This is a genomic window from Psychrobacter sp. Ps1, from assembly GCF_022129425.1.
In the GTDB taxonomy this organism is placed as follows: Bacteria; Pseudomonadota; Gammaproteobacteria; order Pseudomonadales; family Moraxellaceae; genus Psychrobacter.
Genome location: NZ_JADQAN010000001.1, coordinates 159,731 through 185,043, shown reverse-complemented (window position 1 = coordinate 185,043; position 25,313 = coordinate 159,731). Strand labels below are relative to the sequence as shown.

Annotated in this window: 21 protein-coding genes and 1 pseudogene; 14 read left to right on the top strand and 8 right to left on the bottom strand. The window is 43.3% G+C overall.

Going from position 1 to position 25,313, the window contains the following annotated elements; translation table 11 throughout:
• The first annotated feature begins 217 nt into the window (after positions 1-217).
• The 3 genes from I3249_RS00780 (at position 218) to I3249_RS00770 (ending at position 6,826) form a co-directional block, all read left to right on the top strand.
• Positions 218-2,011 carry an acyl-CoA dehydrogenase C-terminal domain-containing protein gene (locus I3249_RS00780; RefSeq protein WP_238068057.1) on the top strand — a complete coding sequence of 598 codons (1,794 nt, stop codon included), beginning with the start codon at positions 218-220 and terminating at the stop codon, positions 2,009-2,011.
• A 348-nt stretch (positions 2,012-2,359) separates the two neighbouring features.
• The gene (locus tag I3249_RS00775; RefSeq protein ID WP_238068056.1) at positions 2,360-4,144 is read left to right on the top strand and encodes an acyl-CoA dehydrogenase C-terminal domain-containing protein; all 1,785 of its coding nucleotides are present in this window, start codon (positions 2,360-2,362) and stop codon (positions 4,142-4,144) included.
• A gap of 237 nt (positions 4,145-4,381) precedes the next feature.
• Positions 4,382-6,826, top strand: coding sequence for a site-specific recombinase (locus I3249_RS00770; protein ID WP_238068055.1), 2,445 nt, complete (start codon positions 4,382-4,384; stop codon positions 6,824-6,826).
• Between the two features lie 139 nt (positions 6,827-6,965).
• On the opposite strand, the gene I3249_RS00765 is transcribed toward I3249_RS00770, so the two are convergent.
• The 5 genes from I3249_RS00765 to rsmA form a co-directional block, all read right to left on the bottom strand.
• Positions 6,966-7,487 (bottom strand): endonuclease V, encoded by a 522-nt coding sequence (locus I3249_RS00765; RefSeq protein WP_238068054.1) that lies wholly within the window; start codon positions 7,485-7,487, stop codon positions 6,966-6,968.
• A 50-nt stretch (positions 7,488-7,537) separates the two neighbouring features.
• Positions 7,538-8,455 carry a hypothetical protein gene (locus tag I3249_RS00760; protein ID WP_238068053.1) on the bottom strand — a complete coding sequence of 306 codons (918 nt, stop codon included), beginning with the start codon at positions 8,453-8,455 and terminating at the stop codon, positions 7,538-7,540.
• Between the two features lie 236 nt (positions 8,456-8,691).
• Positions 8,692-9,597: a tetratricopeptide repeat protein gene (locus tag I3249_RS00755; RefSeq protein ID WP_238068052.1), complete on the bottom strand. Its 906-nt coding sequence runs from the start codon at positions 9,595-9,597 to the stop codon at positions 8,692-8,694.
• Between the two features lie 248 nt (positions 9,598-9,845).
• Positions 9,846-10,682: a symmetrical bis(5'-nucleosyl)-tetraphosphatase gene (locus I3249_RS00750; RefSeq protein ID WP_238068051.1), complete on the bottom strand. Its 837-nt coding sequence runs from the start codon at positions 10,680-10,682 to the stop codon at positions 9,846-9,848.
• Positions 10,683-10,823: 141 nt separating this feature from the next.
• Complete coding sequence (gene rsmA / locus I3249_RS00745) at positions 10,824-11,687, bottom strand: 16S rRNA (adenine(1518)-N(6)/adenine(1519)-N(6))-dimethyltransferase RsmA (RefSeq protein WP_102091795.1); 864 nt, start codon at positions 11,685-11,687, stop codon at positions 10,824-10,826.
• Between the two features lie 520 nt (positions 11,688-12,207).
• On the opposite strand from rsmA, the gene I3249_RS00740 reads away from it, so the two are divergent.
• Positions 12,208-12,987: a transglutaminase family protein gene (locus I3249_RS00740; protein WP_238068050.1), complete on the top strand. Its 780-nt coding sequence runs from the start codon at positions 12,208-12,210 to the stop codon at positions 12,985-12,987.
• Positions 12,988-13,148: 161 nt separating this feature from the next.
• Here I3249_RS00740 and pdxA read toward each other — a convergent pair whose 3' ends face one another.
• Positions 13,149-14,249, bottom strand: coding sequence for a 4-hydroxythreonine-4-phosphate dehydrogenase PdxA (gene pdxA / locus I3249_RS00735; RefSeq protein ID WP_238068049.1), 1,101 nt, complete (start codon positions 14,247-14,249; stop codon positions 13,149-13,151).
• 298 nt (positions 14,250-14,547) lie between these two features.
• On the opposite strand from pdxA, the gene dnaB reads away from it, so the two are divergent.
• The 3 genes from dnaB (at position 14,548) to argF (ending at position 18,376) form a co-directional block, all read left to right on the top strand.
• Complete coding sequence (gene dnaB, locus I3249_RS00730) at positions 14,548-15,951, top strand: replicative DNA helicase (RefSeq protein WP_057760393.1); 1,404 nt, start codon at positions 14,548-14,550, stop codon at positions 15,949-15,951.
• Between the two features lie 178 nt (positions 15,952-16,129).
• Entirely contained in the window at positions 16,130-17,236 is a 1,107-nt protein-coding gene (alr, locus tag I3249_RS00725; protein ID WP_238068048.1) for an alanine racemase, read from the top strand.
• A 216-nt stretch (positions 17,237-17,452) separates the two neighbouring features.
• Positions 17,453-18,376, top strand: a complete 924-nt coding sequence (gene argF, locus I3249_RS00720) for an ornithine carbamoyltransferase (protein WP_057760398.1) — start codon at positions 17,453-17,455, stop codon at positions 18,374-18,376.
• A 136-nt stretch (positions 18,377-18,512) separates the two neighbouring features.
• Here the strand turns inward: argF and rpiA are convergent, their stop codons facing one another.
• Positions 18,513-19,172, bottom strand: a complete 660-nt coding sequence (rpiA, locus tag I3249_RS00715) for a ribose-5-phosphate isomerase RpiA (protein ID WP_057760400.1) — start codon at positions 19,170-19,172, stop codon at positions 18,513-18,515.
• A 305-nt stretch (positions 19,173-19,477) separates the two neighbouring features.
• Between rpiA and ilvA the strand changes: the two genes are divergently transcribed.
• Complete coding sequence (ilvA, locus tag I3249_RS00710; protein ID WP_238068047.1) at positions 19,478-21,031, top strand: threonine ammonia-lyase, biosynthetic; 1,554 nt, start codon at positions 19,478-19,480, stop codon at positions 21,029-21,031.
• Between the two features lie 188 nt (positions 21,032-21,219).
• Here the strand turns inward: ilvA and I3249_RS00705 are convergent, their stop codons facing one another.
• On the bottom strand, positions 21,220-21,441 hold the full coding sequence (locus I3249_RS00705) for a hypothetical protein (RefSeq protein WP_228707099.1): 222 nt from the start codon (positions 21,439-21,441) through the stop codon (positions 21,220-21,222).
• Between I3249_RS00705 and I3249_RS00700 the strand changes: the two are divergent.
• The 6 genes and pseudogenes from I3249_RS00700 to ccoS form a co-directional block, all read left to right on the top strand.
• Positions 21,380-21,523 (top strand): annotated as a pseudogene (locus tag I3249_RS00700) (excalibur calcium-binding domain-containing protein); the annotation flags it as partial. The gene I3249_RS00705 and the pseudogene I3249_RS00700 sit on opposite strands and share 62 nt — an antisense overlap.
• Positions 21,524-21,621: 98 nt before the next feature.
• On the top strand, positions 21,622-22,044 hold the full coding sequence (locus I3249_RS00695; RefSeq protein WP_102091790.1) for a S4 domain-containing protein: 423 nt from the start codon (positions 21,622-21,624) through the stop codon (positions 22,042-22,044).
• Between the two features lie 207 nt (positions 22,045-22,251).
• Positions 22,252-22,749 (top strand): low molecular weight protein-tyrosine-phosphatase, encoded by a 498-nt coding sequence (locus I3249_RS00690; protein ID WP_201549084.1) that lies wholly within the window; start codon positions 22,252-22,254, stop codon positions 22,747-22,749.
• 315 nt (positions 22,750-23,064) lie between these two features.
• Positions 23,065-24,105 carry a UDP-N-acetylmuramate dehydrogenase gene (gene murB, locus I3249_RS00685; protein WP_238068087.1) on the top strand — a complete coding sequence of 347 codons (1,041 nt, stop codon included), beginning with the start codon at positions 23,065-23,067 and terminating at the stop codon, positions 24,103-24,105.
• On the top strand, positions 24,071-24,883 hold the full coding sequence (locus tag I3249_RS00680; RefSeq protein ID WP_238068046.1) for a YdcF family protein: 813 nt from the start codon (positions 24,071-24,073) through the stop codon (positions 24,881-24,883). The genes murB and I3249_RS00680 overlap by 35 nt, the downstream gene beginning before the upstream one ends.
• Positions 24,884-24,998: 115 nt before the next feature.
• On the top strand, positions 24,999-25,259 hold the full coding sequence (gene ccoS, locus I3249_RS00675; protein WP_238068045.1) for a cbb3-type cytochrome oxidase assembly protein CcoS: 261 nt from the start codon (positions 24,999-25,001) through the stop codon (positions 25,257-25,259).
• Positions 25,260-25,313: the final 54 nt, after the last annotated feature.

The following is a 25,313-nucleotide window of genomic DNA, read 5'->3' as shown; positions in this document are numbered from 1 at the left end:
AATTTGTTAGAGCATATTTAATCTCTCATTGACTCTGACAATCACCACTCTTTTCAACACTATTTTATGTAATCGATAGCATGGTTGACCTGCTTTACTGTTTATCCTTTATTTAGATTTTCAGATTGGCTAGGTAAGAATAACGCACTAGAGGATAGTGCGACCATATGCTCATTATTGGCTATGATCGGTTACATTCCAAAAAGGACAGGAAGTTATGCAATACAAAGCGCCCTTACGTGATATCCAATTCGTTATGCATGAACTACTCGATAGTGAAAGCCACTACAAAACTCTGCCTGCGTTCCAAGAAGCTGACCGTGAGCTAATGGACAGCCTATTTGAAATGGCTGCAAGCTTTGCTGAAAACGAACTGTCACCATTGAACCAAAGCGGTGATGCTGAAGGCTGTAAGTTTGATAATGGTAAGGTCACCACGCCAAAAGGCTTTAAAGAAGCTTATGACGCGTATTGTGAGCTTGGCTTCCCTGCTTTATCTGCTGAAGAAGATTTTGGCGGTCAAAACATGCCGTTCTCATTATCTACTGTCATCAATGAAATGGTTGGTACGGCTAACTGGTCATTTTCTATGTACCCTGGCCTATCACATGGTGCTATCCAAACCATCGAGCATCATGGTACTGACGAGCAAAAACAAACCTATTTAGAAAAAATGGTCACTGGCGAATGGTCAGGCACCATGTGTCTTACTGAAGCGCATGCGGGTTCTGACTTGGGTATTATCCGTACCAAAGCTGAGCCTAAAGAAGATGGTAGCTATAGCATCACGGGTCAAAAGATTTTTATCTCTGCAGGTGAGCATGACCTAACTGATAACATTATCCACATTGTTTTGGCTCGTCTACCAGGCGCACCTGCTGGCACCAAAGGTATCTCATTGTTTATTGTCCCAAAAATGACGGTCAACGCAGATGGTAGCGTTGGCGAAAGCAACAATGTCGTTTGTGGCTCTATCGAACACAAAATGGGTATCAAAGCTTCTGCAACTTGTGTCATGAACTTCGATGGCGCAACGGGTTACTTGATTGGACCTGAAAACCGTGGCCTACAGTGTATGTTCACCTTCATGAACGTGGCACGTATCGGTACTGCTGTGCAAGGTTTGACTGCAGCAGAGTATGCGTTCCAAGGTTCATTGACTTATGCAAAAGACCGCTTAGCGATGCGCTCTTTATCAGGTACGAAAGCACCAGAGAAAGCCGCTGATCCTATCATTGTACATCCAGCGGTTCGTAACATGCTATTGACGGAAAAAGCCTTTGCTGAAGGTGGTCGTGCGCTAGTGTATTATCTCTCACACTTTGCAGATACCGTCGCAAAAGGCGAAGGCGAAGCGTTGAAGTTTGCTGATCAAATGTTATCACTACTGACACCAATTGCTAAAGCGTTCTTGACTGAAACAGGTTTAGAAGCTGCTAACCATGGTATTCAGGTTTATGGTGGTCATGGTTTCGTTAGCGAATGGGGTATGGAGCAGAACGTACGTGATACGCGCATCTCTTGCTTATACGAAGGTACCACAGAGATTCAAGCACTTGACTTGTTAGGCCGTAAAGTCTTGGGTTCACAAGGTAAGCTACTTGCTAACTTTGTAAACGTTATCAAAGAATTCTGTGAAGAAAACAAAGAAAATGACGAGATGGGTCAGTTCATCCGCCCACTTGCCAAGCATCTTAAAGAATGGGGCGATTTGACTGCACGCATCGGCATGCAAGCAACTGAAACGCCAGATGCTGTCGGCGGCGCTGCAGTAGACTATATGTATTTCAGTGGTTATGTCACCCTAGCCTACTTATGGGCACGTATGGCACTGGTTGCTCAGACTGCTATCGCAAACGGTACTGGCGAAAAAGCATTCTATGACGCTAAAGTTAAAACAGCTCAGTTCTACTTTGCTAAGCTATTGCCACGTACGACTACGCACGTACAGCGTATCAGCACTGGTGTAGAGCCATACATGAGCATGGACGTTGATCAGTTTGCCTTTTAATTAAAGCGCTAAACTTTGCAATCGTGTAATCCTGAGCGGCAACATACTTCGGTGTGTTGCCGCTTTGTTTTGCGTATGCTTATGACGACTATCGACATAGTTTTAACAGTAGCAACTATCTATAAGCACCGACCTATCTACCTTCTCACATTATAGTTGTCAGTGAGGTGTCTATAAGCACTTCAATAGCCGCTGCTAACTTTTGGTGTACGCACAATTCACGAAGAAATACACTCGCTCACAAGCTTATTTGTTAAACTTTGATTATTAATCGCTAAGGTTATACCAAAAGAACAGTTGATAATCTTAACAACTTCAATTTTAATTATTTGAACCAAAGGAATGTTTATGGCTGTTTATAATGCCCCTCTTAATGACATGCGCTTTATCTTAAATGATGTATTTAAGGCGCCAGAGTTTTGGCAAAACAACGAAAACTTGGCTCATGTTGACATGGAAACTGTCGATATGATTTTAGAAGAAATGGGAAAACTGTCAAAAAACATTCTACTTCCTATTAACCGTAGCGGTGATGAAGAAGGCGCAACTTTCGAAGGTGATGGCGTCGTCACGACTCCGACAGGATTCAAAGAAGCCTACAAGCAATATGCTGAATCAGGCTGGGTTGGGTTAAGCGGTAATGCTGAATACGGCGGTCAGGGCTTCCCTAAAATGGTTACCATGCTCACCGAAGAGATGGTTTTCACTGCCAACCAATCATTTGCCCTATATCCAAACCTAACAGTCGGTGCGACGCTTTGTTTAAATGCAGCTGGCTCTGAAGAGCAAAAGCAAACTTATCTAGAAAAAATGTACAACGGCGAATGGGCTGGCACCATGTGCTTGACAGAGCCGCATGCTGGTACTGATTTGGGTATTATCAAAACCAAAGCCGTGCCTAATGATGATGGTAGCTATGATATCTCTGGTACCAAAATCTTTATCACTGGTGGTGAGCATGACCTTACTGACAACATCATTCATTTGGTATTGGCAAAAACACCTAATGCACCAGAAGGTTCAAAAGGTATCTCACTATTTGTCGTACCAAAATTCTTGGTCAATGCAGATGGTAGCTTAGGCGAGCGCAACACATTAGCGGTAGGCTCTATCGAACACAAAATGGGTATCAAAGCCTCTGCGACTTGTGTGATGAACTTTGATAATGCCAAAGGCTGGATGGTCGGTGCAGAGAATACTGGTCTGTCATCAATGTTTATCATGATGAACTACGAGCGCGTTACTATGGGCTTGCAAGGCCTTGGTGGTTCTGAGCTTGCCTATCAAAATGCGGCATTATATGCCAATGACCGCGGTCAAGGCCGTAGCGATACCCAGCTACAAAGCCCAGAAAAACCTGCTGATGCTATTATTCATCATGCTGACGTCCGTCGTATGCTATTGAATGCTAAAGTAAATACTGAAGCGTCTCGCTGTTTTGCGATGTACGTTGCCAAAAACCTTGATGAAGAGAAGTTTAGTACCGATCCTGAGTCAGCCAAAGCAGCTGCGGCTCGTGTTGCCCTACTGACACCGGTTGCTAAAGCGTTCCTGACTGATAAAGCACTAGAAGCCACTGTTGATTGTCAGCAAGTATTTGGTGGTCATGGCTATATCCGCGAATGGGGTATGGAGCAGATCGTTCGTGATACACGTATTGCACAGATTTATGAAGGTACCAACGGTATTCAAGCGCTTGACTTACTAGGTCGTAAAGTTGCTCGTAACAACGGCAAGTACGTCACTCACTTCTTGGGTGAGATTCGTGACTTTGTTAGCAACATGCAAGCAGATCACGCTATCAAACAAGCTACGTTAAATGCAGCAGATACCATTGAAGAGTTAACCACCACTGTGCTTAACAACATCGGTGAACGCAAAAACGAAATCAATGGCTGTGCGGTTGACTACATGCATGCGTTTGGCTACCTTGCTTACTCATACATGTTTGCGTTGATGGTAGAAGCCGCTAATGGAAAAGAAGGCGAGTTTTATACCAATAAAGCCAAGCTTGCTGACTATTTCGTTGGCCGTGTCCTACCGCGTATCGATGCTCATACAAAAATGGTCAAAGCTGGTAGTGACCCAATGATGAACTTTGATCTTGCTTATTTCGACGTTCCTGCAAGCTAAGTTAGCTTTAAAACTAACCTAAAATACCTTGATTAAAAGGACAGTCGTGTTACTGTCCTTTTTTTTGTCAAAATAACTGCTAACAAAATAATTCAATATCAATTGGCAGTTCCGATTAAAATAACGCAAGACAAGATGTCGCTCGACTACAATTGAACGATTGGTAAACATTACTCAACCACTTATACCGACTTAAATAATAAAAACGATTGAAACAACCATGATAAAGGGTGCGACGTGTCAGAATTAAAACGCATTTTACAACAGATTACTGCCTTGAGCGACGTGCCAGATCCTGCGGTACTCAAACGCTTGATTGATGAGCTGCGAGTCAGTGATAAAGAACCTGCATTGGCCAACGAAAAAATTCAATCCCTTATTGACATCATACATCAACATCCAGAATATGGAGATGGGTTGTCTAGTTTTGTGCTAAAACTGATTATCCAATATCGACAAATTGCGCTGTATACCGATACTGGTATTATGTCCGACCAAGGATTCTTTAATAGTTTACGCCGTTTGATTGGCCATCGGTTTTTACCATTATTGCCACAAGATGACTCTGTCGTTGAACTGGTGGGCTACTTATTTAATAAGCGCTCTGATGAACGTTGGCTGGCCAATATTGAAAAGGAAAAATGGGACAAACTGGTTGAGCTGGTTCGCGTAGAAGAGAAACATTTAAACCTAGTCGCTACCGCAAAAAACAGTATTTTAAATGCTATTATCATTTTGTCTTACCGCATCAGCGGTATCGGCTTGCATCCTGATTTGATGGAGGCCTATCCGCAGATACTGAACTATTCCGCGTCTTTTGTTGCACAAAATCAAGAAGCCGTACTCTTCGTCAATCAATACCGTCAAGCACATGAGCTTGATACCTTGACAGACATTACGCCCGAGCAAGCAGTCGATCCCGCACCCCTATTGGTTATGCTTGAACAGTGCGAAGATATCGTCGCTACCGTACGCAAGCGGATTTATAAAACTGGTATCTCTATTCGTTTGACTAATATGATGCTGCGTTTGGATCAAAGCTTGCAGCGTATGCGGATTCTGACTGAGCTGGTCACAGACGATAATCAAAAGCGAGATCGCGCTGTTATCGAACTGATACAGGCGCTCATCACTACGGCCAATCAGCGCTATAGTATTGGTTATTTGATTGATAACAATACCAAACTGCTCTCTCGCAAAGTCACAGAGAATGCCAGCCGCGTCGGTGAGCATTATATTAGTACCGATAAAGCTGGCTATCAAAAGATGCTTAAAAAAGCCTCTATTGGTGGCTTTGTCATTGCATTTATGGCAACCATAAAAATACTGGCGTATCACTTAGCGCTCGCGCCCATGGGTCGCGCGTTCATCAACAGTATGATCTATGGGTTGGGCTTCGTATTTATTCATGTTATTCGCGGTACAGTCGCGACCAAGCAGCCAGCCATGACCGCAGCTGCAATCGCTTCTACCATATCTGAAGGCTCTGGTAAAAAATCACATCAGTTGACCAAGCTATCAGAATTGGTCGTCGATATCTTGCGCACCCAGTTTATCGCTATCATGGGTAACGTCATGTTGGCCGTACCCGTCGCTTTGATTATCTCTTTTGCTTGGTTGCAATATACTGGCGCGCCAATGATTGACACCGAAAAAGCAGGACATTTGCTACATGATCTTGACCCATTTCACTCATTAGCACTGCCCCATGCTGCCATTGCTGGGGTTTATCTGTTCTTATCTGGTTTGATTGCCGGTTACTACGATAACTTGGCAGTTTATAACAACGTAGGCGCGCGCATACAACGTCACAAATTACTGAAATACATATTGCCTAGTTCATGGCTTCAGCGTTTAGGCGGCTTTATAGAAGCCAACTTGGGCGCTATCATGGGCAACTTCTTATTCGGGGTGTTCTTAGGTAGTACCGCGACTATTGGCTATATCTTTGGCCTACCAATTGATATCCGTCACATTGCCTTTGCTTCAGCAAACTTGGCACACGGGCTATTCAATATATCTGCTGATGACATCAGTTGGAGCCTCATCCTGATTTCTATACTTGGTGTGGCACTTATTGGTCTGGTCAACTTAATCGTTAGCTTTTCACTGGCACTGTTTGTCGCCTTACGTTCTAAAGAAGTTCGATTTTTCGAATGGAGTCGCCTCACAAAACTGGTGTTTGGCCATATTATTAGTCATCCGTCTGACTTTTTCTGGCCACGTGATAAGCCAATGAAATATGCGCGTATTGATAGTCAGGGTCACATGATATTTGATGATACCTCCGCACAAAAAAATGGCAAATCTATACCAAGCAATTATGTGGTAAGGCGTCTGTCTGATGTCAGGATACTGCCTGAATCTAAACATGCTGATGCTCAACATTCCCAGACCAACACCGACATCAACTATGAAAAGCAGCCGACAGATGAGCATACGCAGCCGTATAGCTCTCCTGAAAAGGTAATGGATTTGGACGATGGTTTAGTCGATGACGAACTAAACAGCGTTCCTTATACCGATGACATCCAATACGATAAGGTCACCAAAACGATAAGTGCGATTGATAACGATGTTGTTAGTGATGAGCCACACCATACTGACTCTGATGATAAGCAGACTGGTGACGCAAAAACACCTTTACCGAAACCTAAAAAACCACCAAAGCTGCCTAGTTAAATAGGTAGTTGCGGTGGGTTTTTGCTCGATCAATCGTTGATATTAAAGTTATTTGTCATAAGACCTGTTATGGGAAGAAGAGCGGTTCCCTAGTTAGGGTTTGGCTGTAGTCCAAACTCTTTTAATAGGTATAGCTGTTCTAACTTATGACACGGCCTAGTTTATCTACATCAGCGACCATTTTAGGTATTCGATGTTCACCTTCCATTTCACTGACCATCTTTTTCGCCGTTGTAATATTTATACCAATACTGGTGACATATAGAGGGCGCTTACTTATCCCTCGCCAAACGGCATAGTCTTCTGTAATGTCATAAAAATGATTTTTAGCGATACCGATGATGGGCTTTGTATTAGCTAGGTGATCATACAGATATTTGCCTAATCCTGCTTTGCCAACACTATCCAGCAATACATAGCCGTCTATGATAATTACATCAAAAGGTTCGTCAATCTGGTTAATCAAAGCCAGTAAGCAAGGCATTTCTCTTTTATAAAATTGCCCTGACTCATAAGGCGCAACGTCATTAACTTCTACAGTATATTCATTTAGAATACGTGATTGCTTAATGCCTTCGAAGCGGATACCTGCAACAGTTGCTGTAACAGCGTCGGTTTCTTGGCCTTCTTTATAATGTACGTCTAGAATTAGGTAAATCAATTTATTACTACCTTAAAATACAGATGACTTAATTTTAGTGCTTCAAACAATTAATAATTCAGTATTACGATATTGGTATCGGGCATGTGGTATTTGAGTCGATTTATTTGCTTCGCTGAAGTTATCTTATCTAAACGAACCTCTTTTAATTTTCCAAATACTTGTTTATTAAAAAAGTAATCGAAATCCTCTAAGCCATCTAGTCCATTAAGAGACATGCTTTCAATATGTTCAAAGCTGTTATTTTTGACCCATATATTGAATAAGTCTTGTATGAAGCTTTTATCTATATCTAATCGTATAGACTTGCCAAATATAAATCTCTTATAATTACTCAATATTCTATACACGTCAGGCACAGATATAGGACTTTCCATATAAGATTTTGTGATTAAGGTATTGCCTGCGACTTCAAAATAGCTAATTCTGTTCAACGGTTCAGTGTATCTTATGCCAACCTTTTCATCATTGTTTTCTCCGCAAACAGAACTATAATAATTGAAATTTATTTCAGTTGAATGTACATCGTAAGAGTGCATCACTCCATTATCGCAATAATTTAATAAAAATTCTTTTGGTTCATACGAAAGAGTATTCCAGTCAATTCGATTTTCGGATATGCCGTCTTCGTGAGTATATAACTCTAGGTTGCACCTACCTTCTACAAAGGTATAAGACATACCTTGATACAGCTTATTCTTATAGAGTTGTGGTATTCCACGAGAACCATATATATCATCAATCTCATTACAGAACTCTGACGAGTCTATTTGGATAGGCGAAGATAGTCCTCTCTGACAGGGTGATACATAAGGCCTGATAATCTCTCCATTTTTGACCTCATAAGCTTCAAGTTGATGGTCAGGTTTATCAAAGAAGATAATGCCTGTGTATAGCTTATCGCGCTGATACCATTTACCGTTACTTTTATTTAACAATGCTGATTTCAATCGTTGCATATTACTCATGTTAATCTTCTCTGAAAGAGGAGTCATTAATCGTGCTAGTAGAAACGGTAATGCTAGAAGGATTCATTTTAAAATATACCTACACCGAACCAATCAGGTTCCTTCACTGGTTCGGTTCCCTAGTGAGGACTTGAATCTTTAGCTGTAGGTTAATGATAGCAATAGTTTGGGTTGTTTAAATAACTGTAGTGTACTTCACGGTATACATCATATTAATTTTTTGAGGTCAAACGGACTTAATTTTGATTTAGATTCCTAAAGTTATTACAGCTTTCTTGTTGCCCATTTTCACAAGCCTTATCAAACCAGTTCTTTGCTTGAGCATTATCTTGATTGACACCTACACCATCGCGATACATCGTACCAAGATTGTTTTGAGCAGGAGCATATTCTTGATCAGCAGCTTTTGTATACCACTTAAAGGCTTGAGAGAAGTCTCGGCCTACACCGTGACCCATGTAATACATAACTCCAAGATTATATTGTGCATTAGCATTTTCTTGATCAGCTGCTTTTCCAAACCATTTTAGAGCCTGTGAAAAATCTTGTGTCACGCCGTTACCCTGATAATATATTGCACCTAAATTAGCTTGTGCAGGAGCATATCCTTGATTAGCGGCTTTTGTATACCACTTAAGTGATTGCGACAAGTCTTGCTCTATACCATTGCCTTCGTAATACATTGCGGCTAAGTCATTTTGTGCAATGACATATCCTTGATTAGCGGCTTTTGTATACCACTTAAGAGCTTGTGAAAAGTCTCGGTCTACGCCATTGCCTTGGATATACATTAAGCCAAGGTTATACTCCGCTTCAGGAAAGCATTGATTGGCTGCTTTCGTATACCATTTGATTGCTTCAGTATAATTTTGAGGGACTCCTTCGCCTTCACGATACATTACACCAAGATTATACTGCGCCTCAGGGAAACCTTGATTAGCCGACTTCATATACCACTGCGCAGCTTTGGCATAGTCTTGATGAACGCCCTCTCCTATATCATACATCCAACCCAAATCGAATTGTGCTTCTGCATCGCCCTGTTCGGCTAATCCCTGTACGTCTTCAACTTTAGTTTCTGTCTCTATTCCCTCAATAGCTATTTGCTCCTCAGAAGCTTCGTTTTTGGCTTCATTTTGCATTTTCTGACAGCTCGTAAGCGTAAGAGGTAATAAAGCGGTAGAAAAAAGGAGGAATACTAAATTAGTTTTTTTGAAAATCATGTGTTTGATTCACTAGTTGAAAGTTATTGGTCAAGTATACTCCAAGGGAACCAGGTATTTTACCTCTCAAACCCATTAACATACCACTTAAAATAGACTGGTATAATGGAACTACTTATAACAGACTGTTTATTTAGCCTTATATATTAAGACGCTTATAACCCTCTTTATGGACTCGGGCACTGTGCGCTTGAAGTAAAAACCTTGCCGTCACCCAATCGATAAGCCAATAGATAATTACCCCACACGCAGCCACCGTCGAGTGCGCGCGCATGTGGCAAATCAATTTCGCCTTTTAGCGCAGCCCAATGTCCAAATAGTATCTTACGAGTGCGCGGTACTTGCCACTCAAACCAAGGCAAAAAATCGGTTGGCATAGCCTCATCTAAACCTGCTGAAAAGCTAAACTCAAGTGACCCGTCCTGCTTACACAAGCGCATACGCGTAAAGTAATTAGCAATTGCACGCATCTTGGTAAATCCTTCGATACCTGCATGCCATTCATCCGCTTCTTTGCTATATAGATTCGGCAGCAATTGATCGAGCTGATTCAAATTACTTTGCAGCTGAGCTTCTAATTGCTGTGCGTATCCTGCAGCGGCTTCAATACTCCAATGCGGTGGAATCCCTGCATGTACTAGCACCGTGTGCTCATCAGGATAGGCTAATATCGGCTGCCTACGTAACCATTCGAGCAACTCATCACAGTCATCCGCAGCAAAGATAGGTGCCGTTTTGTCTTTATTTTTAAGCTTGGCGGCCCCGCGCCAGACTGCTATCAAATTAAGATCATGATTGCCCAATACCGTTGCCGCAGCGCCTTGCTCACACAACACTTTGACATGACGCAGCGTGTTCAATGAGTCCTCGCCGCGTGCTACCAAATCACCAGCAAACCATAACTTGTCTTGGGCAGGATCGAAATCCAGTGTCTTTAGCAATTGTAGATATGCAGCATAGCAACCCTGTAAGTCACCGATAACATACTGATGGCGAAAATTCATAACACCTCAACGATTTAAATACGATAGTTAAAGACAGCTCGATAAGAAATAAATACTTAAGTACTAGTCATAAAAATAAAGCATAAAAAACCGCCATTATAATTGACGGTTAGTAGCATGCTTTTATGTATCAAAAATACATTATACGTCTAGCTGTTGTGAATGATTGCTTAGGTTCACAAAGTCTGTGACGCTTAATGTCTCAGGCCGTGCCTGCGGATCAATACCACAAGCCTCAAAATCGTCTTCGCTCAATGTCGGTAGCAACGTTGATTTTTTGAAGATAGCACGTAGCGTCTTGCGACGATGATTGAAAGTCTCACGCACGACAATAGCAAAGTGCTCTTCATCATTTGCGACTACTGGTTTGTTGATATGCGGTGTCAGGCGGAAGACAGCACTGGTCACCTTGGGTGGTGGATTAAACGCACCGCGAGGAACGGTCAGCAAATAATCTGTATCACAATGGTACTGCATGATGACCGATAAGCGGCCATAAGTCTTGCTGCCCACATCAGCTGTGATACGCTCAACCACTTCTTTTTGCAACATAAAATGCATATCTTGAATCACATCGGCATAGCTAAGCAAATGAAACAAGATAGGCGTTGAGATGTTATACGGTAGGTTGCCCACTACGCGCAGCTTACCGCGCTCTTCACTATATAGCTCACGGTAGTCCACATGCATCGCATTGTCTTTGATAATCTCAAAGTTTGGATGGCTATTGGCACCGATACGAATACGCAAGCTATCTGCCAAATCACGATCTAGCTCCACCACTGTCATTGCATCCACTTCTGCCAATAACGGCTCGGTCAATGCGCCCATACCAGGCCCAATCTCGATCAAATTGTCATCGCGCTCTAGACGAATACTTTCGACGATTTCGCGAATGACGCTAGTATCATGCAAGAAATTTTGGCCAAAGCGCTTACGCGGCTGATGTTTGGCAGCACGTAAGCTGTTAGAAATAGTTTGAGCATCAAATGAAGTTTTGGACATAAAAGAGTCTTAATGTATAAAAGATAAATGGGCGATGATAATGTAATGGCAGCGATACGCTGACTTTATAATGACAAATTATACCACAGCTCATAATTAGGCTGTGTTTTTGAATAATTATTATCGATAGACGAGCCATGCTTTCGAGTAACCGACCCGGTAACTTTTTACCTCTACATCCATTTAATATAAACTCTGATTATGCTAAATGGCAGCGTCAAACCAAGCGCTAGCAGACAGAAACAAGTCCAAAGATAAAGTCATCATAACAATCGCGGCGTAAAACTAAATCGATAATTAATCGATTTTTAACACTTCTCTGGTTTAATAAAGCCCGACTGCATAACACAATTGGTTATGTTTCACCTTTTGGGTTTGAAAAGCGCTATTATGATAATTTAACCCTGTCAGGCATTGCTGTCTGACTCCAGTAAAGTAAGCCAGTCTCTGATATGGTCGAGGCAGTTTAGCCCTACGCGATCGTCAGCCCGCCAGATAAATACCCTTAGGGAACTCACATATGATCCTGAAACTTAACGTCACCCTCCATTATCGACTCTCAGAGCCAATGGATCTTTTGCTTCAGATTGAAGCTGCCGATCTTGCGGATCAACGGGTACGGTCAGCCGAGATTTGGACATCAGACGTTGCGCATTTTTCACGGGTTACCGCCGATGATGGCATAGGAGAGCGGATTTGGATTCATGCCGAAGGGGATTTTAGCTGCACTTATCTCGCAGAAATCGCCGTTGACCGTCCTGCCTTAGACATATCGGCACTGTCCCAAACGCCCCTGCATCTTTTGCCCGGAGAGACGATCAGGCATTTAATGCCGTCTCACTATTGCCCGTCAGAACAGTTCCATGCCTTCGTAGACGCCGAGTTTGGCAATCTCGCTGGCGGCGCACGGATTGCCGCGATGCGCGACTGGATCGAGTCGGCATTTAGCTATGTACCCGGATCGAGCCATGCACAAACCACCGCGCTCGACAGCTTTGCTCAACGTCAGGGCGTATGCCGCGACTTTGCGCATGTTCTCGTAACACTAGCGCGCGCGTCGTCGATACCAGCTAGGTTTGTGAGCGTTTATGCGCCCGATGTGACACCACAAGACTTTCATGCCGTGGCCGAGGTCTATCTTGAAGGGAGCTGGCACCTCATTGATCCGACTGGCATGGCAGGTGCCGACAAAATGGCCCGCATCGGTGTTGGGTCCGATGCGTCCAATGTCGCGTTCTTAACCTCGTTCGGATCCATGGAGCTCATCAACCAATCGGTATCCGTAACCAGACAAGCTTAGGGTCCTGATCCTAGGCTTTCGAGCCTGTGTTTAAGACAGATGCTGTTCCTCATGCACGATAAAAGCTTTACTAAATCGTCTTAAGTGGCTGCCTTTTTAGATAGGCATTACTGATACTAAAATTATTAAGTACTATGTGAAAAATATCTATAAGCACTGATTTATACAGCAGGTACATCGATAAGTGACTTATCCGCCATCTCATTAGCCATATTTAGTGCTTGATATAAGCTAGTCGCACTCGCACCGCCACTTCCTGCCAAGTCTAGCGCCGTACCATGATCGACAGAAGTACGAATATAAGGCAAGCCTAAGGTTAGATTGACCGTATCGCCAAAACCGTGCGATTTTAATACTGGCAATCCTTGGTCGTGATACATGGCAATGACCGCATCACAGTTTGCTAAATGTCTGGTAGTAAATAACGTATCCGCTGGCATCGCCTCTGATATATTGACGCCTGCATCGATGAATTCTTGCAACACGGGATTGATAATCTCAATCTCCTCGCTCCCCAAATGCCCGCCCTCGCCTGCATGTGGATTGAGGCCGCAAACCAAGATGCGAGGCTGCGTGAGACCAAACTTCTCTCGCATATCATCGATGACAATTTGTACCGTTTGGCGTACATTATCGGCAGTAATCGCAGCAGGGATGTCCTTTAATGGTAAATGCGTAGTGACAAGCGCGACTTTCATCGCTTGATTGGCCAGCATCATGACGACTTTTTTACGATCGCTTTGCTGCATAAAAAATTCAGTATGACCACTAAACATGGTGCCATCTAATAGCTTGATACCAGCATCTATCAACGCTGATTTTTGCAATGGCCCAGTGACGATGGCAGCGACTGTATTATTTATTGCCAGTTTATGAGCAATATCTAATTGCTGAGCCACCATCGCTGAATTAGCGATATTGATTTGCCCGCAGACAACTGGTGCGGCACAAGGAATATCCAGTAGGATGAAAGCACTATCAGCGTCTATATCTTGCTGCGATATCTGATCTACCAAGTTAACATCGACGTTATCGGCATTTATATCTGTATTGATAGTATGCCAACTAGGTATGCTTTTGAGAACGCTAGCTGCAACCAATTCCTCCGCGCGAGTTTGCATCGCTTTAGCATCAGCAGTCACCCAAATTGGTCGAGCAAAGTCTTGCAACTTACTCTCTGTTGCTAGTCCTAGTACTACGTCCATGCCAATACCCGCAGGCTCACCTGTGGTGATTAATAGCGGGCGTTTTTCTTCTGTCATAACAATAGCCTTATGTTATTCAAATTATTGATTTTATTGTATTTATAATTGATATTATAAGTTTTTATACTTAGTTATTGTATGGTATTTCTTAGTTCATGAAAAACAATCACTTCATATTTAGTGCTTTATCAAGTCTAAAAAACCACATTATGTGTTAAACTTTCGCATCTGATTGTAGCATTTACAGACAAACCTGAAACCGCGTTTTGGTACTTCTATCGTAGAGGCGCGCTACGTTTGTATTGCTCTATCATCGACATCTTTTTTCATACCCATTTTAACTCATTAGGCACTCATGGCAGAAAACGACAAAACCGACGACTTACTCAATCAGACACCGCCGCACAATATTGATATTGAAAAGGCATTGCTCGCGTCTTTGATGAGTATCGAAGAGGCGTACGACAAGATTGCCGATATTGTCACCAAAGATGACTTTTATGCTGGGCGACATCAATACATTTTTGATGCCATTGCCCATTTGGCGGCAGTGAATGAGCCTTATGATACGGTCATGGTACACGACTGGTTAGAAGCGCAAAAACTACTCAAAGGCGCAGGTGGTGACAGTTATTTGGCTGATATTTTGAGCCAAAGTCCTGCGACCTTGTTTAACCTGACAGCCTACGCCCAGCGTGTGCGCGAGCTATCAACCCTACGCCAGCTGATTACCACTGGTAATGACATGCTGACGCTTGCCTATAATCCAAAAGACCAAAGCGTTAGCGACATTCTCGATAATGTCGAAGGTAAGATATTTAGTATCAATGAGCAGCATAACAAACGTGCGGAACAGCGCGGACCTGTTGGTATCACTTCTGTCTTAACCAATGTTATCGATAAAATTCAAGAACTAAAATCTAATCCCGATGGCATGATTGGTTTGCAGACACCATTTGCCGAGCTGAATAACAAAACCCAAGGCCTACAAGCGGGTGACTTGATTATTGTTGCTGCGCGTCCTTCTATGGGTAAAACCACTTTTGCGATGAACTTGGCAGAAGGGATTTTGTTTAATGAAGATTTGCCAGTTGTGGTGTTTTCGATGGAGATGCCTGCTGAATCTATCGTCATGCGTCTGCTATCCTCATGGGGCGCGATTAACCAGACGCATCTGCGTTCTGGGCAAATGAATGAAGATGAATGGGCAAAGATGATGAACGCCATTCAACACTTGCAATCAAAGCATTTATATATTGATGACAGTACTGCCCTACCGCCGTCTGAGATGCGCTCTCGCTGCCGCCGTATCGCCAAAAATCATGACGGTCGCTTGGGTGCAATCGTAGTCGATTATCTTCAGCTTATGAAAGTACCCAGTCTAGATGGTAACCGTGTTGGCGAGATTTCCGAGATTTCTCGTAGTCTAAAGGCGCTCGCACGTGAGCTTGAATGTCCCGTGATTGCGTTATCACAGCTTAACCGTAGTCTAGAAAACCGTCCAAATAAACGCCCTATTATGTCGGATCTACGTGAATCTGGTGCGATTGAGCAGGATGCCGATTTGATTATGTTCATCTATCGTGATGAGGTTTATAATGAAAACTCAGACCACAAAGGCGTGGCGGAAATCATCATTGGTAAACAGCGTAACGGCCCTATCGGTACTATTCGTTTAGGCTTTGAAGGTCAATTTACCCGCTTTATTAATCTAACGCCAGAGTACTATCAAGGCGTGAGTTTTGAGAATGATGAGTAATTAACCTTATAAAACTTAACCCTAACAAAGACTGAGCCTTATATAAACTCAGTTTCAATTATAGGTTAATGAATAATTTTACATAACCAGTTTTAATACAATAGCCAGTACCGCATCAACCCAATCGATGCAGTACTGGCTTTATAACTTCATAATTCTACTCATATAGAAGGCGATTATGCGCACAATTACTATAAAACCAAAAGCCCTTACTCATAACCTAAATCAAATCAAACAACGAGCACCCCAATCGAAAGTGTTGGCCATGGTCAAATCCAATGCTTACGGACATGGCGTAGCGGCAGTCTTGCCAGCCCTGCAGCAAGCAGATGGTATTGGGGTCGCTACGTTGACTGAAGCGCTAAAAGCCAGACAGTTAGGTTGGGAGAAAACCATCGGTCTAGTAGAAGGTGCGTTTACCGCTGATGAATGGCAACAAGCGATTGATCATGATATTAGCTGCGTGATTCACCACAGACCACAGCTAGAGTGGGCATTACAAAACATCCCGCCAGCTGGCAGTGCAACCAGAGTGGCTTGGCTGAAATACAATACGGGTATGAACCGTTTGGGTTTCAATGCTGAGGGTGTGCTGTCAGCAGCAAAACTCCTGCATGAAGCAGGTTATCAGCTGATCCTAGCCACGCATTTTGCCAATGCTGATGACTACGATCATCCATTAAATGCGATGCAGATTGAGCGTTTCTCAAGCGTACTGGCGACTTTGAAAGACACCATTAGTCCAGATATCCAAGGTTCGTTATGCAACTCTGCTGGTATCGTCAACTTCCCAGAACATCATTATGATTGGGTACGTCCAGGTATTATTTTATACGGTAGCTCGCCTGTGGTTGATAAAAGCGCACAAGAACTAAACTTGCAGCCCGCGATGGAATTTAGTGCTCAAATCATTGCTCTACAAACCGTTAGCGCAAATGATGCGATCGGCTATGGTAGCCGCTGGCGTGCGCAGCAAGACACCAGAACGGCGTTGGTCAGCGTTGGATATGGAGATGGCTATCCACGTGTGGTTACTGATGATGCGTATGTCACTGTCATCGATGCTAACGACAGCCAAAGCTACCGCTGCCCAGTAATTGGGCGCGTGGCTATGGATATGATTGTCATTGATATCAGTAGCGCACCTGAGAGTCTTGCTATAGATAGCAAGGTCATGCTCTGGGGCAATTCGCCGCGTGTTGATGAAGTTGCAGGTCATGCTGGGACGATTAGCTATGAGCTATTATGTCGCCTAAGCATACGTCCAAACCGTACACAGGCATAATCATTGCGGCATAGTCATTAGCGTACAAGGTATCGTGGCTTGCTAATGTGATTTCGGTCTATTTGACAAGCCATTTGATCTTGATAAAAATGAACGTTTACATTGAAAGTAAATACGCTATACTAAAAGTTTGTTGTCAACCCAGTATACGCACTGACGCGATACTATTGAAGACTGATGACGTTTCACTGACTGCGATCGACTGCTAGGATTACTATGAGTTTGCGCCATTTTTTAACTTTATCTGATTTAACCAAACAAGAACTAGAAAACTTGATCAAACGCGCAAGCGAATTGCGTAAGATGCAACACGCAGGCGAGATATACCAGCCTTTTGTTGGTCGTACACTTGGTATGATATTTGAAAAATCTTCAACGCGTACCCGTATCTCATTTGAGACGGGCATGGGTCAATTTGGTGGTAACGCCATATTTTTATCACCAAACGATACGCAGCTCGGTCGCGGAGAGCCACTAGAAGACTCAGCACGCGTGATTTCTAGCATGGTTGATATCATCATGATTCGTACTTTTGGACACGAAAAAGTTGAAACCTTTGCTGAATACTCAAGCGTACCGATTATCAATGCGTTGACCGATGACTATCATCCATGCCAGTTGCTCGCTGATATGCAAACCTATTACGAGCATCGTGGTAGTATCGAAAATAAGATTGTGACTTGGGTTGGTGATGGCAACAATATGTGCTCGTCATTTATGCAAGCTGCTAATCAGTTTGGTTTTGAATTACGCGTGGCAGCGCCTTATGGGTTCGAGCCTGATCCTAAACTTATGGAACGCTTCTCACACTGCGTAAGTCTGGTAGAAAACGTACAAGATGCGGCAAAAGATTCTAATCTAATTGTCACTGATGTGTGGGCAAGTATGGGTCAGGAGTCAGAGCAAAATACGCGTGCACGTCGTTTTGCTCCTTATCAAGTGACACCGTCTCTATTAGACAAAGCCGACCCTGAAGTGGTGTTTATGCACTGCTTGCCAGCCCATCGCGGCGAAGAAATCTCTCATGACATGCTTAATGACCCACGCTCTGTCGTATGGGACGAAGCGGAAAACCGCTTACATGCCCAAAAAGCGTTGATGGAGTTTTTACTTAAAGACAAAATCAAGTTACCTGCATAACTTAGGCTATTCTATAAAAAGACAGTGGGATAAATAGTAAGATAACTTGCTAACAAACTCCTAAATAAGTTCCCAAATAAAAAAGCCATCCAGATCTGGACGGCTTTTTTGTTTATACAAATGATTTGATCATAGATTAACGCGTGAGCGTTGTCACACCATTAGCACCTGCTTTTAGCAGAACGTCTGCTTGGTTTGCTGCAAAGATACCATTACAGACCACACCTACGATATTATTTAGCTCTTTTTCGAGCGCGATTGGATTGCTCACATCCAAATCATAGGTGTCTAAGATGACGTTACCATAATCAGTGACAAAGTCTTCACGATATACTGGCTCACCGCCCAATTTGGCCAATTGGCGAGCCACATAGGAGCGTGCTTGTGGTAATACTTCAATCGGTACTGGAAACGCGCGACCTAGTATATCAACGCTTTTACTATCATCGACCATACAGACGAACTTGTTTGAAGCGGCTGCCACAATCTTTTCGCGAGTCAATGCACCGCCGCCGCCTTTGATAAGTTGCAAGTGCTCATTGACTTCATCAGCACCATCAATATAAACATCTAACGTACCAGCAAAGTTCAAATCGACTATTTCGATACCAAGCGCACGAAGTTTGTCTTCTGTCACCTGTGAGCTAGCGACAGCGCCAGCAAGCTTCAATTGTGGCAACAACTCAATCAGACAGTTGACCGTACTACCTGTCCCTACCCCAAGTATCATATCGTCTTCGATATAGCTTAGAGCAGCTTTGGCCGCGGCTTGCTTTTGTGCTTGCTGATCACTCATCATAAATCCTTGGAAAATAAACGCATGGTCTTAAAAAAGTAAAAGGCTAAAACAGATAAAATGCGCGGCTATTATAACCGATGATATTAACGGATGTTAGCGCATCATGACGCTAATTTGTGAGTCTTATAGTACGTAGCTAAAGCTTAACTTAGGCGAATACCTGCACTTCATGTAAATTCAAGCACGAAATCCCAAGAAAACTGCAATTGAGTCTTGCAAGATACTAAAAATCGGAATAGGCTAATCTATTTCGTTTTTATATTCATCTACACTTTTTATATTCATTCTGTTTAGGGATTACTATGCTGTCACACTGGGTACGAGCCATCTTACAAGCCACCGTCTATGACGTTGCTATTCAAACACCACTTGAAACGGCGCCCAAGCTGACCCAACGTTTTGCCAATGACATTCGATTTAAGCGTGAAGACTTACAACCGGTCAAATCATTTAAATTGCGCGGTGCCTATAACCGTATCAGTCAGTTGAGCGATGAGCAAAAAGCGCGCGGCGTCATCTGTGCGTCAGCAGGTAATCATGCGCAAGGCGTGGCTTACTCTGCACGCAAATTATCACTAAATAACATCATCGTTATGCCAACCACGACTCCTGACATCAAAGTGGATGCGGTAAGAGCACTTGGTGGCAATGTAGATCTACACGGTGATAGCTTCGATCAAGCAAACCGCTATGCGATTGACCGCGCTGAACGCGAAGGACTGACCTTTATTCCACCTTATGACGATGAGCTGGTTATCGCAGGACAAGGTACCATTGGTCTTGAGCTGACCCAGCAGTGGCGCAATATGGACTATGTATTCGTTGCCGTTGGTGGTGGTGGCCTAATCTCTGGTGTGGCCGCATTCTTAGGCGAAGTTGCACCGCATGTAAAAGTGATTGCGGTAGAAGCTGAGCAGTCAGCTTGTCTAAAAGCGGCGCTTGAAACAGGTGAACGTGTCAAGCTCGAGCAAGTAGGATTGTTCGTCGATGGTGTGGCAGTCGCACAGATTGGTGAATTACCTTTTGACGTCGTCCGTACGCAAAAAAGCGATAACTCAGGTCCTATCGTTGAGCCTAACGTCGTCACCTGTAGCAACGATGAAGTCTGCGCCGCGGTCAAAGATGTGTTTGAGGAGAGCCGCAGTATCGTAGAGCCTGCAGGCGCGTTAGCGGTTGCTGGTATGAAAAAATACCTTCAAGCTAACGAGATTACGGGCAAAAACTGTGCAGCCATCATTTGCGGTGCCAATATGAATTTTGACCGCCTGCGTTATATCGCTGAGCGTACTGAAATTGGTGAGAAAAAAGAAGCCATCTTTGGGGTTACTATCCCCGAGCAAACAGGTGCTTTCTTGAACTTCTGTCGTAGTCTACATGGCCGTAATATTACTGAGTTTAACTACCGCGCTGACAGCAAAAAATCACCAGACTCAATGGAGCCTGCCTCAATCTTCGTAGGTATCGCTTTAAAAGAAGGCGAAAAAGAGCGTCAAACCATCAGTAACCAATTGTCAGACGATGGCTACACCGCTCACGACCTGACTGATGATGATATCGCCAAATCACATATCCGTCATTTGATTGGTGGTCATGCTCATGTCGAAAACGAACAATTGCTACAAGTGGTATTCCCAGAACGTCCAGGCGCATTGCTAACGTTCTTAGAAAAATTGGGTGATGACTTCAATATTACCTTATTCCATTACCGCAACCATGGTGCTGCTGAAGGTCGTGTGCTGGTTGGCCTGCAAGCCTCTGAAGGCAATTCTCGTCAGCTACAAGACGCGCTTTTAGATATTGGTTATGACTGTGCCACGGTCAATGACAATATTGGCTATCAGTTGTTTTTGAGATAGTAAAAATAGATATCATATTTCTTACCTAATGGCAGTTTTTAAGTCGATTAAAAACTGCCATTTTCATATTAATAATGATTATGAGCTGGCAGATATGGCACAGTGATAAACAAAGTATTAGTGATATTGACCTGCCTGATTTTCGTGCTTATAGGTTATAGAGTCCTTCAACCTAAAAATACGATACATCAACCTACAACCAATGCAGCGGCAGATAACGTAACGCAACCTACTCTTACCTCTAATGACGTTGATAATATTGATGACATACCGCCAACATACGTTGATTTGAGTAACACTTCAACATCAGCGCCAACTGCAACTCCAGTCTTATCGACACAACCGGCCTCAAACTTTTCATGTGACGGCAGAACACATTGCTCACAAATGACATCCTGTGCAGAAGCCACCTATTTTACAAACTACTGTCCTAATACTAAAATAGATGGCAACCACGATGGTGTACCTTGTGAACAACAATGGTGCAACTAACCCACAGTTATCAAATCTATTTGCAAATATTAAAGTTGCCCTAATATTGTTTATATAAAACTATGATTTAATATAAAAACGAATGCAGAGTGACTCTTATGAAAAAAAATACTGATGACAATAACCAAGGTTTGGTGAAAATCCGTCTCGATAAATGGCTTTGGGCAGCTAGGTTTTATCGTACACGCACCCTAGCCAAACAAGCGATTGAAAGTGGACGCGTGCACTATGCTGGTAGCCGGGTAAAAACCAGTAAAGAGATTTCAGTCGGAGATGAGCTAACCATTCGTCAAGGCTCAGCGACCGCTATGACTGAAAAGACTGTCGTTGTTGAGGCGCTATCTGCACAGCGTGGCAATGCGACCGCCGCTGAGGTACTATATTCAGAGACCAAAGAAAGCGAGACGCGCCGTGCTTACTATGCCGAACAGCGCAAACTAGCCAACCTTGCTCGTCCTGACAACAAACCCAACAAAAAAGAGCGACGCGATCTACAACGTTTTAAAAGTAATCAAGATTAAAACCGTTTCACTATCTCACCTTTTGGCCATGCATCATATGGCCAAATTTTCATTGTTAAATGACGCTATTGTTTAGTCTCTATCCTTGCCATTCCAAACATTAAGCGTTACGCTAGCAGCTGATTCAATCGATTGCATGCTAATAAAAGCCGCATTAACAATGCTGGTCTCTTATAGCATGTTTTTTTTGTTATAGAAGGTCATATTATGCTGATGAAAGCCTGTACTCCCTCGTCTGTATTATTGGTATGTTTGGGAAATATCTGCCGCTCCCCTACTGCTGAAGAAGTTTTTCGTCAGCAAGCAGCGATTGCTGGACTATCCATAAAAGTAGACTCAGCAGGCACCAGTGATTGGCACGTTGGCAGTGCGCCTGATGCTCGCTCACAACGTCATGCTAAGTCACACGGCTATAAAATTAATAAGCTGGTCGCTCGTCAAGTCAGTGCCAATGATTTTCGTGATTTTGATTTAATCTTAGCCATGGATTCACAGAATCTAGCTGATCTACAAGCTATCAAAGACAGCATTGCAGAGTCAGAAGATAATTTGGCAACACTAGCGCTGTTTAGTGAAGAAGACCCTACCTATTGCGGTAGCGATGTGCCAGATCCCTATAAGGGCGATAACGATGATTTCGAAGAAGTGATCGAGCGTATCGAATCAAGCGCCCAAGCTTGGATAGAAAGCTGGAAAGCCTGCTAGCCATAACGTCTATATTTCTGCTACTCTTGCATCCGGTATCCTCTATAATATGGTTAATCCTCTATAAAAGAGCTACAGCGTTAACCTCGCTTGAAGTATCACAGTTACATCTGCACTCAGTTGCCTTGTATCTCTTTTAAATTGAATCAACTATAGCTACCTTATCATTTATTATCATTTTGCCACATAGGCTATGTTATGACCCAAGCTTCACGCCTTGACCACAGTACTCAGTCTACCATCAGCTCTGATGTTTCGAATGTTTCATCGACTACCGTAGTCAATGATTCAATCGACTTGTCACATGACAATACTATGGCATTGGCCTGTGTTGCTGACTCTGTCGTGATATTAGAGAATGAAGCGCAGCTTGATGATTTTATGGCAGCTTATATAGAGGATACAGCAGACAAATTGCCACTGTTTGTACTGTCTGGCGGTAGTAATGTCTTATTACCTGCCGCTTTGAAAGCCATAGTATTACAGCCAAAGATGCGTGGTATTCATCTGACCAATCAAACCGACGATTATGTTGATATCGAAGTAATGGCTGGTGAGAACTGGCATGATTTGGTCGTACATACGGTCAGTCAAGGTTGGTATGGATTGGAAAACCTTGCCCTAATACCGGGTCTGACGGGCGCGGCACCCATACAAAATATCGGTGCATACGGCGTACAATTAGAAGACCGCTTACAGTATGTACGTGCCTATCATTTGCCGACACAAACTTGGCACCATTTATCAGCTGCTGATTGTCAATTTGGCTATCGTGACAGTATCTTTAAACGTACGCCAAATACATGGCTTATTAGCCGTGTAGGTCTCAGATTACATACTGATCCTGCCAATATTCTAGCCAGTTATGGCGACGTACAGACTGTGGCGCAGCATTATGCGGAGCAACAAGGGCGCGAGCAAGCAATGGCTCATGATGTTATGCAAGCCATTATAGATATTAGACAACAAAAGCTGCCAGACCCGAAGCAGCTACCTAATTGTGGCAGTTTTTTTCAAAACCCTATTATCGCTCAGGAGCAGTTCACAGCGCTGCAAGCAACTTATCCAGCTATTGTTGGTTATGTGATGCCTGATGCAATGGTAAAGGTTGCTGCAGGCTGGCTCATTGAACAAGCAGGGTTAAAAGGGGGCGGCATTGCACCTATTTTTACGCATAAGCAGCAAGCACTAGTATTGACCAACCATACGCCTCAGCAAGCCACGCAAAAGGATGTAGCCATAGCGCAGAAACATATCGCTGCTACTGTCTATGAAAAATTTGCCATTCAATTGTCACGTGAGCCAGTCTGGGTAAATGCCGATGGCTCAATTGGATATGCTGAGCATGTGGTCTAAAAAATCATGGTCTAAGCGGCTATTATCTAAACGATTATGGCGATATTACTTGCGGTTTTCTGAACGCATGGTGACGCTTTTTCGCATTATCAATATTACTTTTATACTAGGCTCCACGTCTGTCATTTTAGTGATTATTAGCCTATTTACTCCGCTGTTTTCGCAAGCAATCGTTTATATCTTTTCTCTATTGCCACTACCTGATATGTCTTCTGCTGCAATGAGCTCACCGCCTACTGCCTATGTAGTCTTAGGCGGCGGTCTGACCAATGACCACAACAACCAAATTATCCTCAATCGCTATAGTCTCAATCGCGCCCGTACCGCTGCAGGCGCTTACCATGACTTACCTCTACCGATCGTACTGAGTGGCGCTGAAGCTCCATGGCTCGGTCAATGGTTGATGGAACACGGTATCGACGGACTGATCAGTGAAAATGCCAGCATGAATACATGTGAAAACGCCCGTTTTACAGCCAAACGCATTCCGTTACGCCATGTATATCTGATTACTGATAGCTATCATATGGCGCGTGCACGCAGACAGTTTGCCTTAAATGGTATCAATAGCACACCACTTCCTGCGCCATTACCAGTAAGACGCGACTGGACGAAGCCTGCCCACAACTTAAGTCACTCAAGGCGCGCTGTCTATGAGGTCGCAGCCTACCTGCGCGATGTGATACGTCCACAGATGGACTGCCGCCATGCCAAAGATGTGACTTCACAGCAGCTATTGACCCCAAGAGGCAGTGTTGCAAAAAACTCTGACGAATAAACGTTAAAGATGTATACGATACCATTGAGAAACTCATCCTAAATGCTACCGATCATCCACTACATTTGTGATGGGTGTATAATAATAAGAGACACTGCTATTTAAGAGATTTGCCATGCTCAGTATATTTTTATTAATACCATTAAGTCTCATGCTGTTTGTGGTTGCTATTTGGGCAGTGCGTTATGCGGTCAAGTCAAATCAATTCGAAGATCTGGACAATGCATCACAGCGTATTATATTGGATGACCGTCAAGAACGCCGCCAAACCATGCAGGCTCATGAACGCTCAGCATCTACCCAGCAAAAAGATAAAACAGCGGCAACTGATGGAAATAACGATAATTCTGAGATAGATAAAGATTCAAACATCTAATTTATCTACCTTATAAATGCGTAATTTATTAGTGCCGTTTTATTAAATAATTCA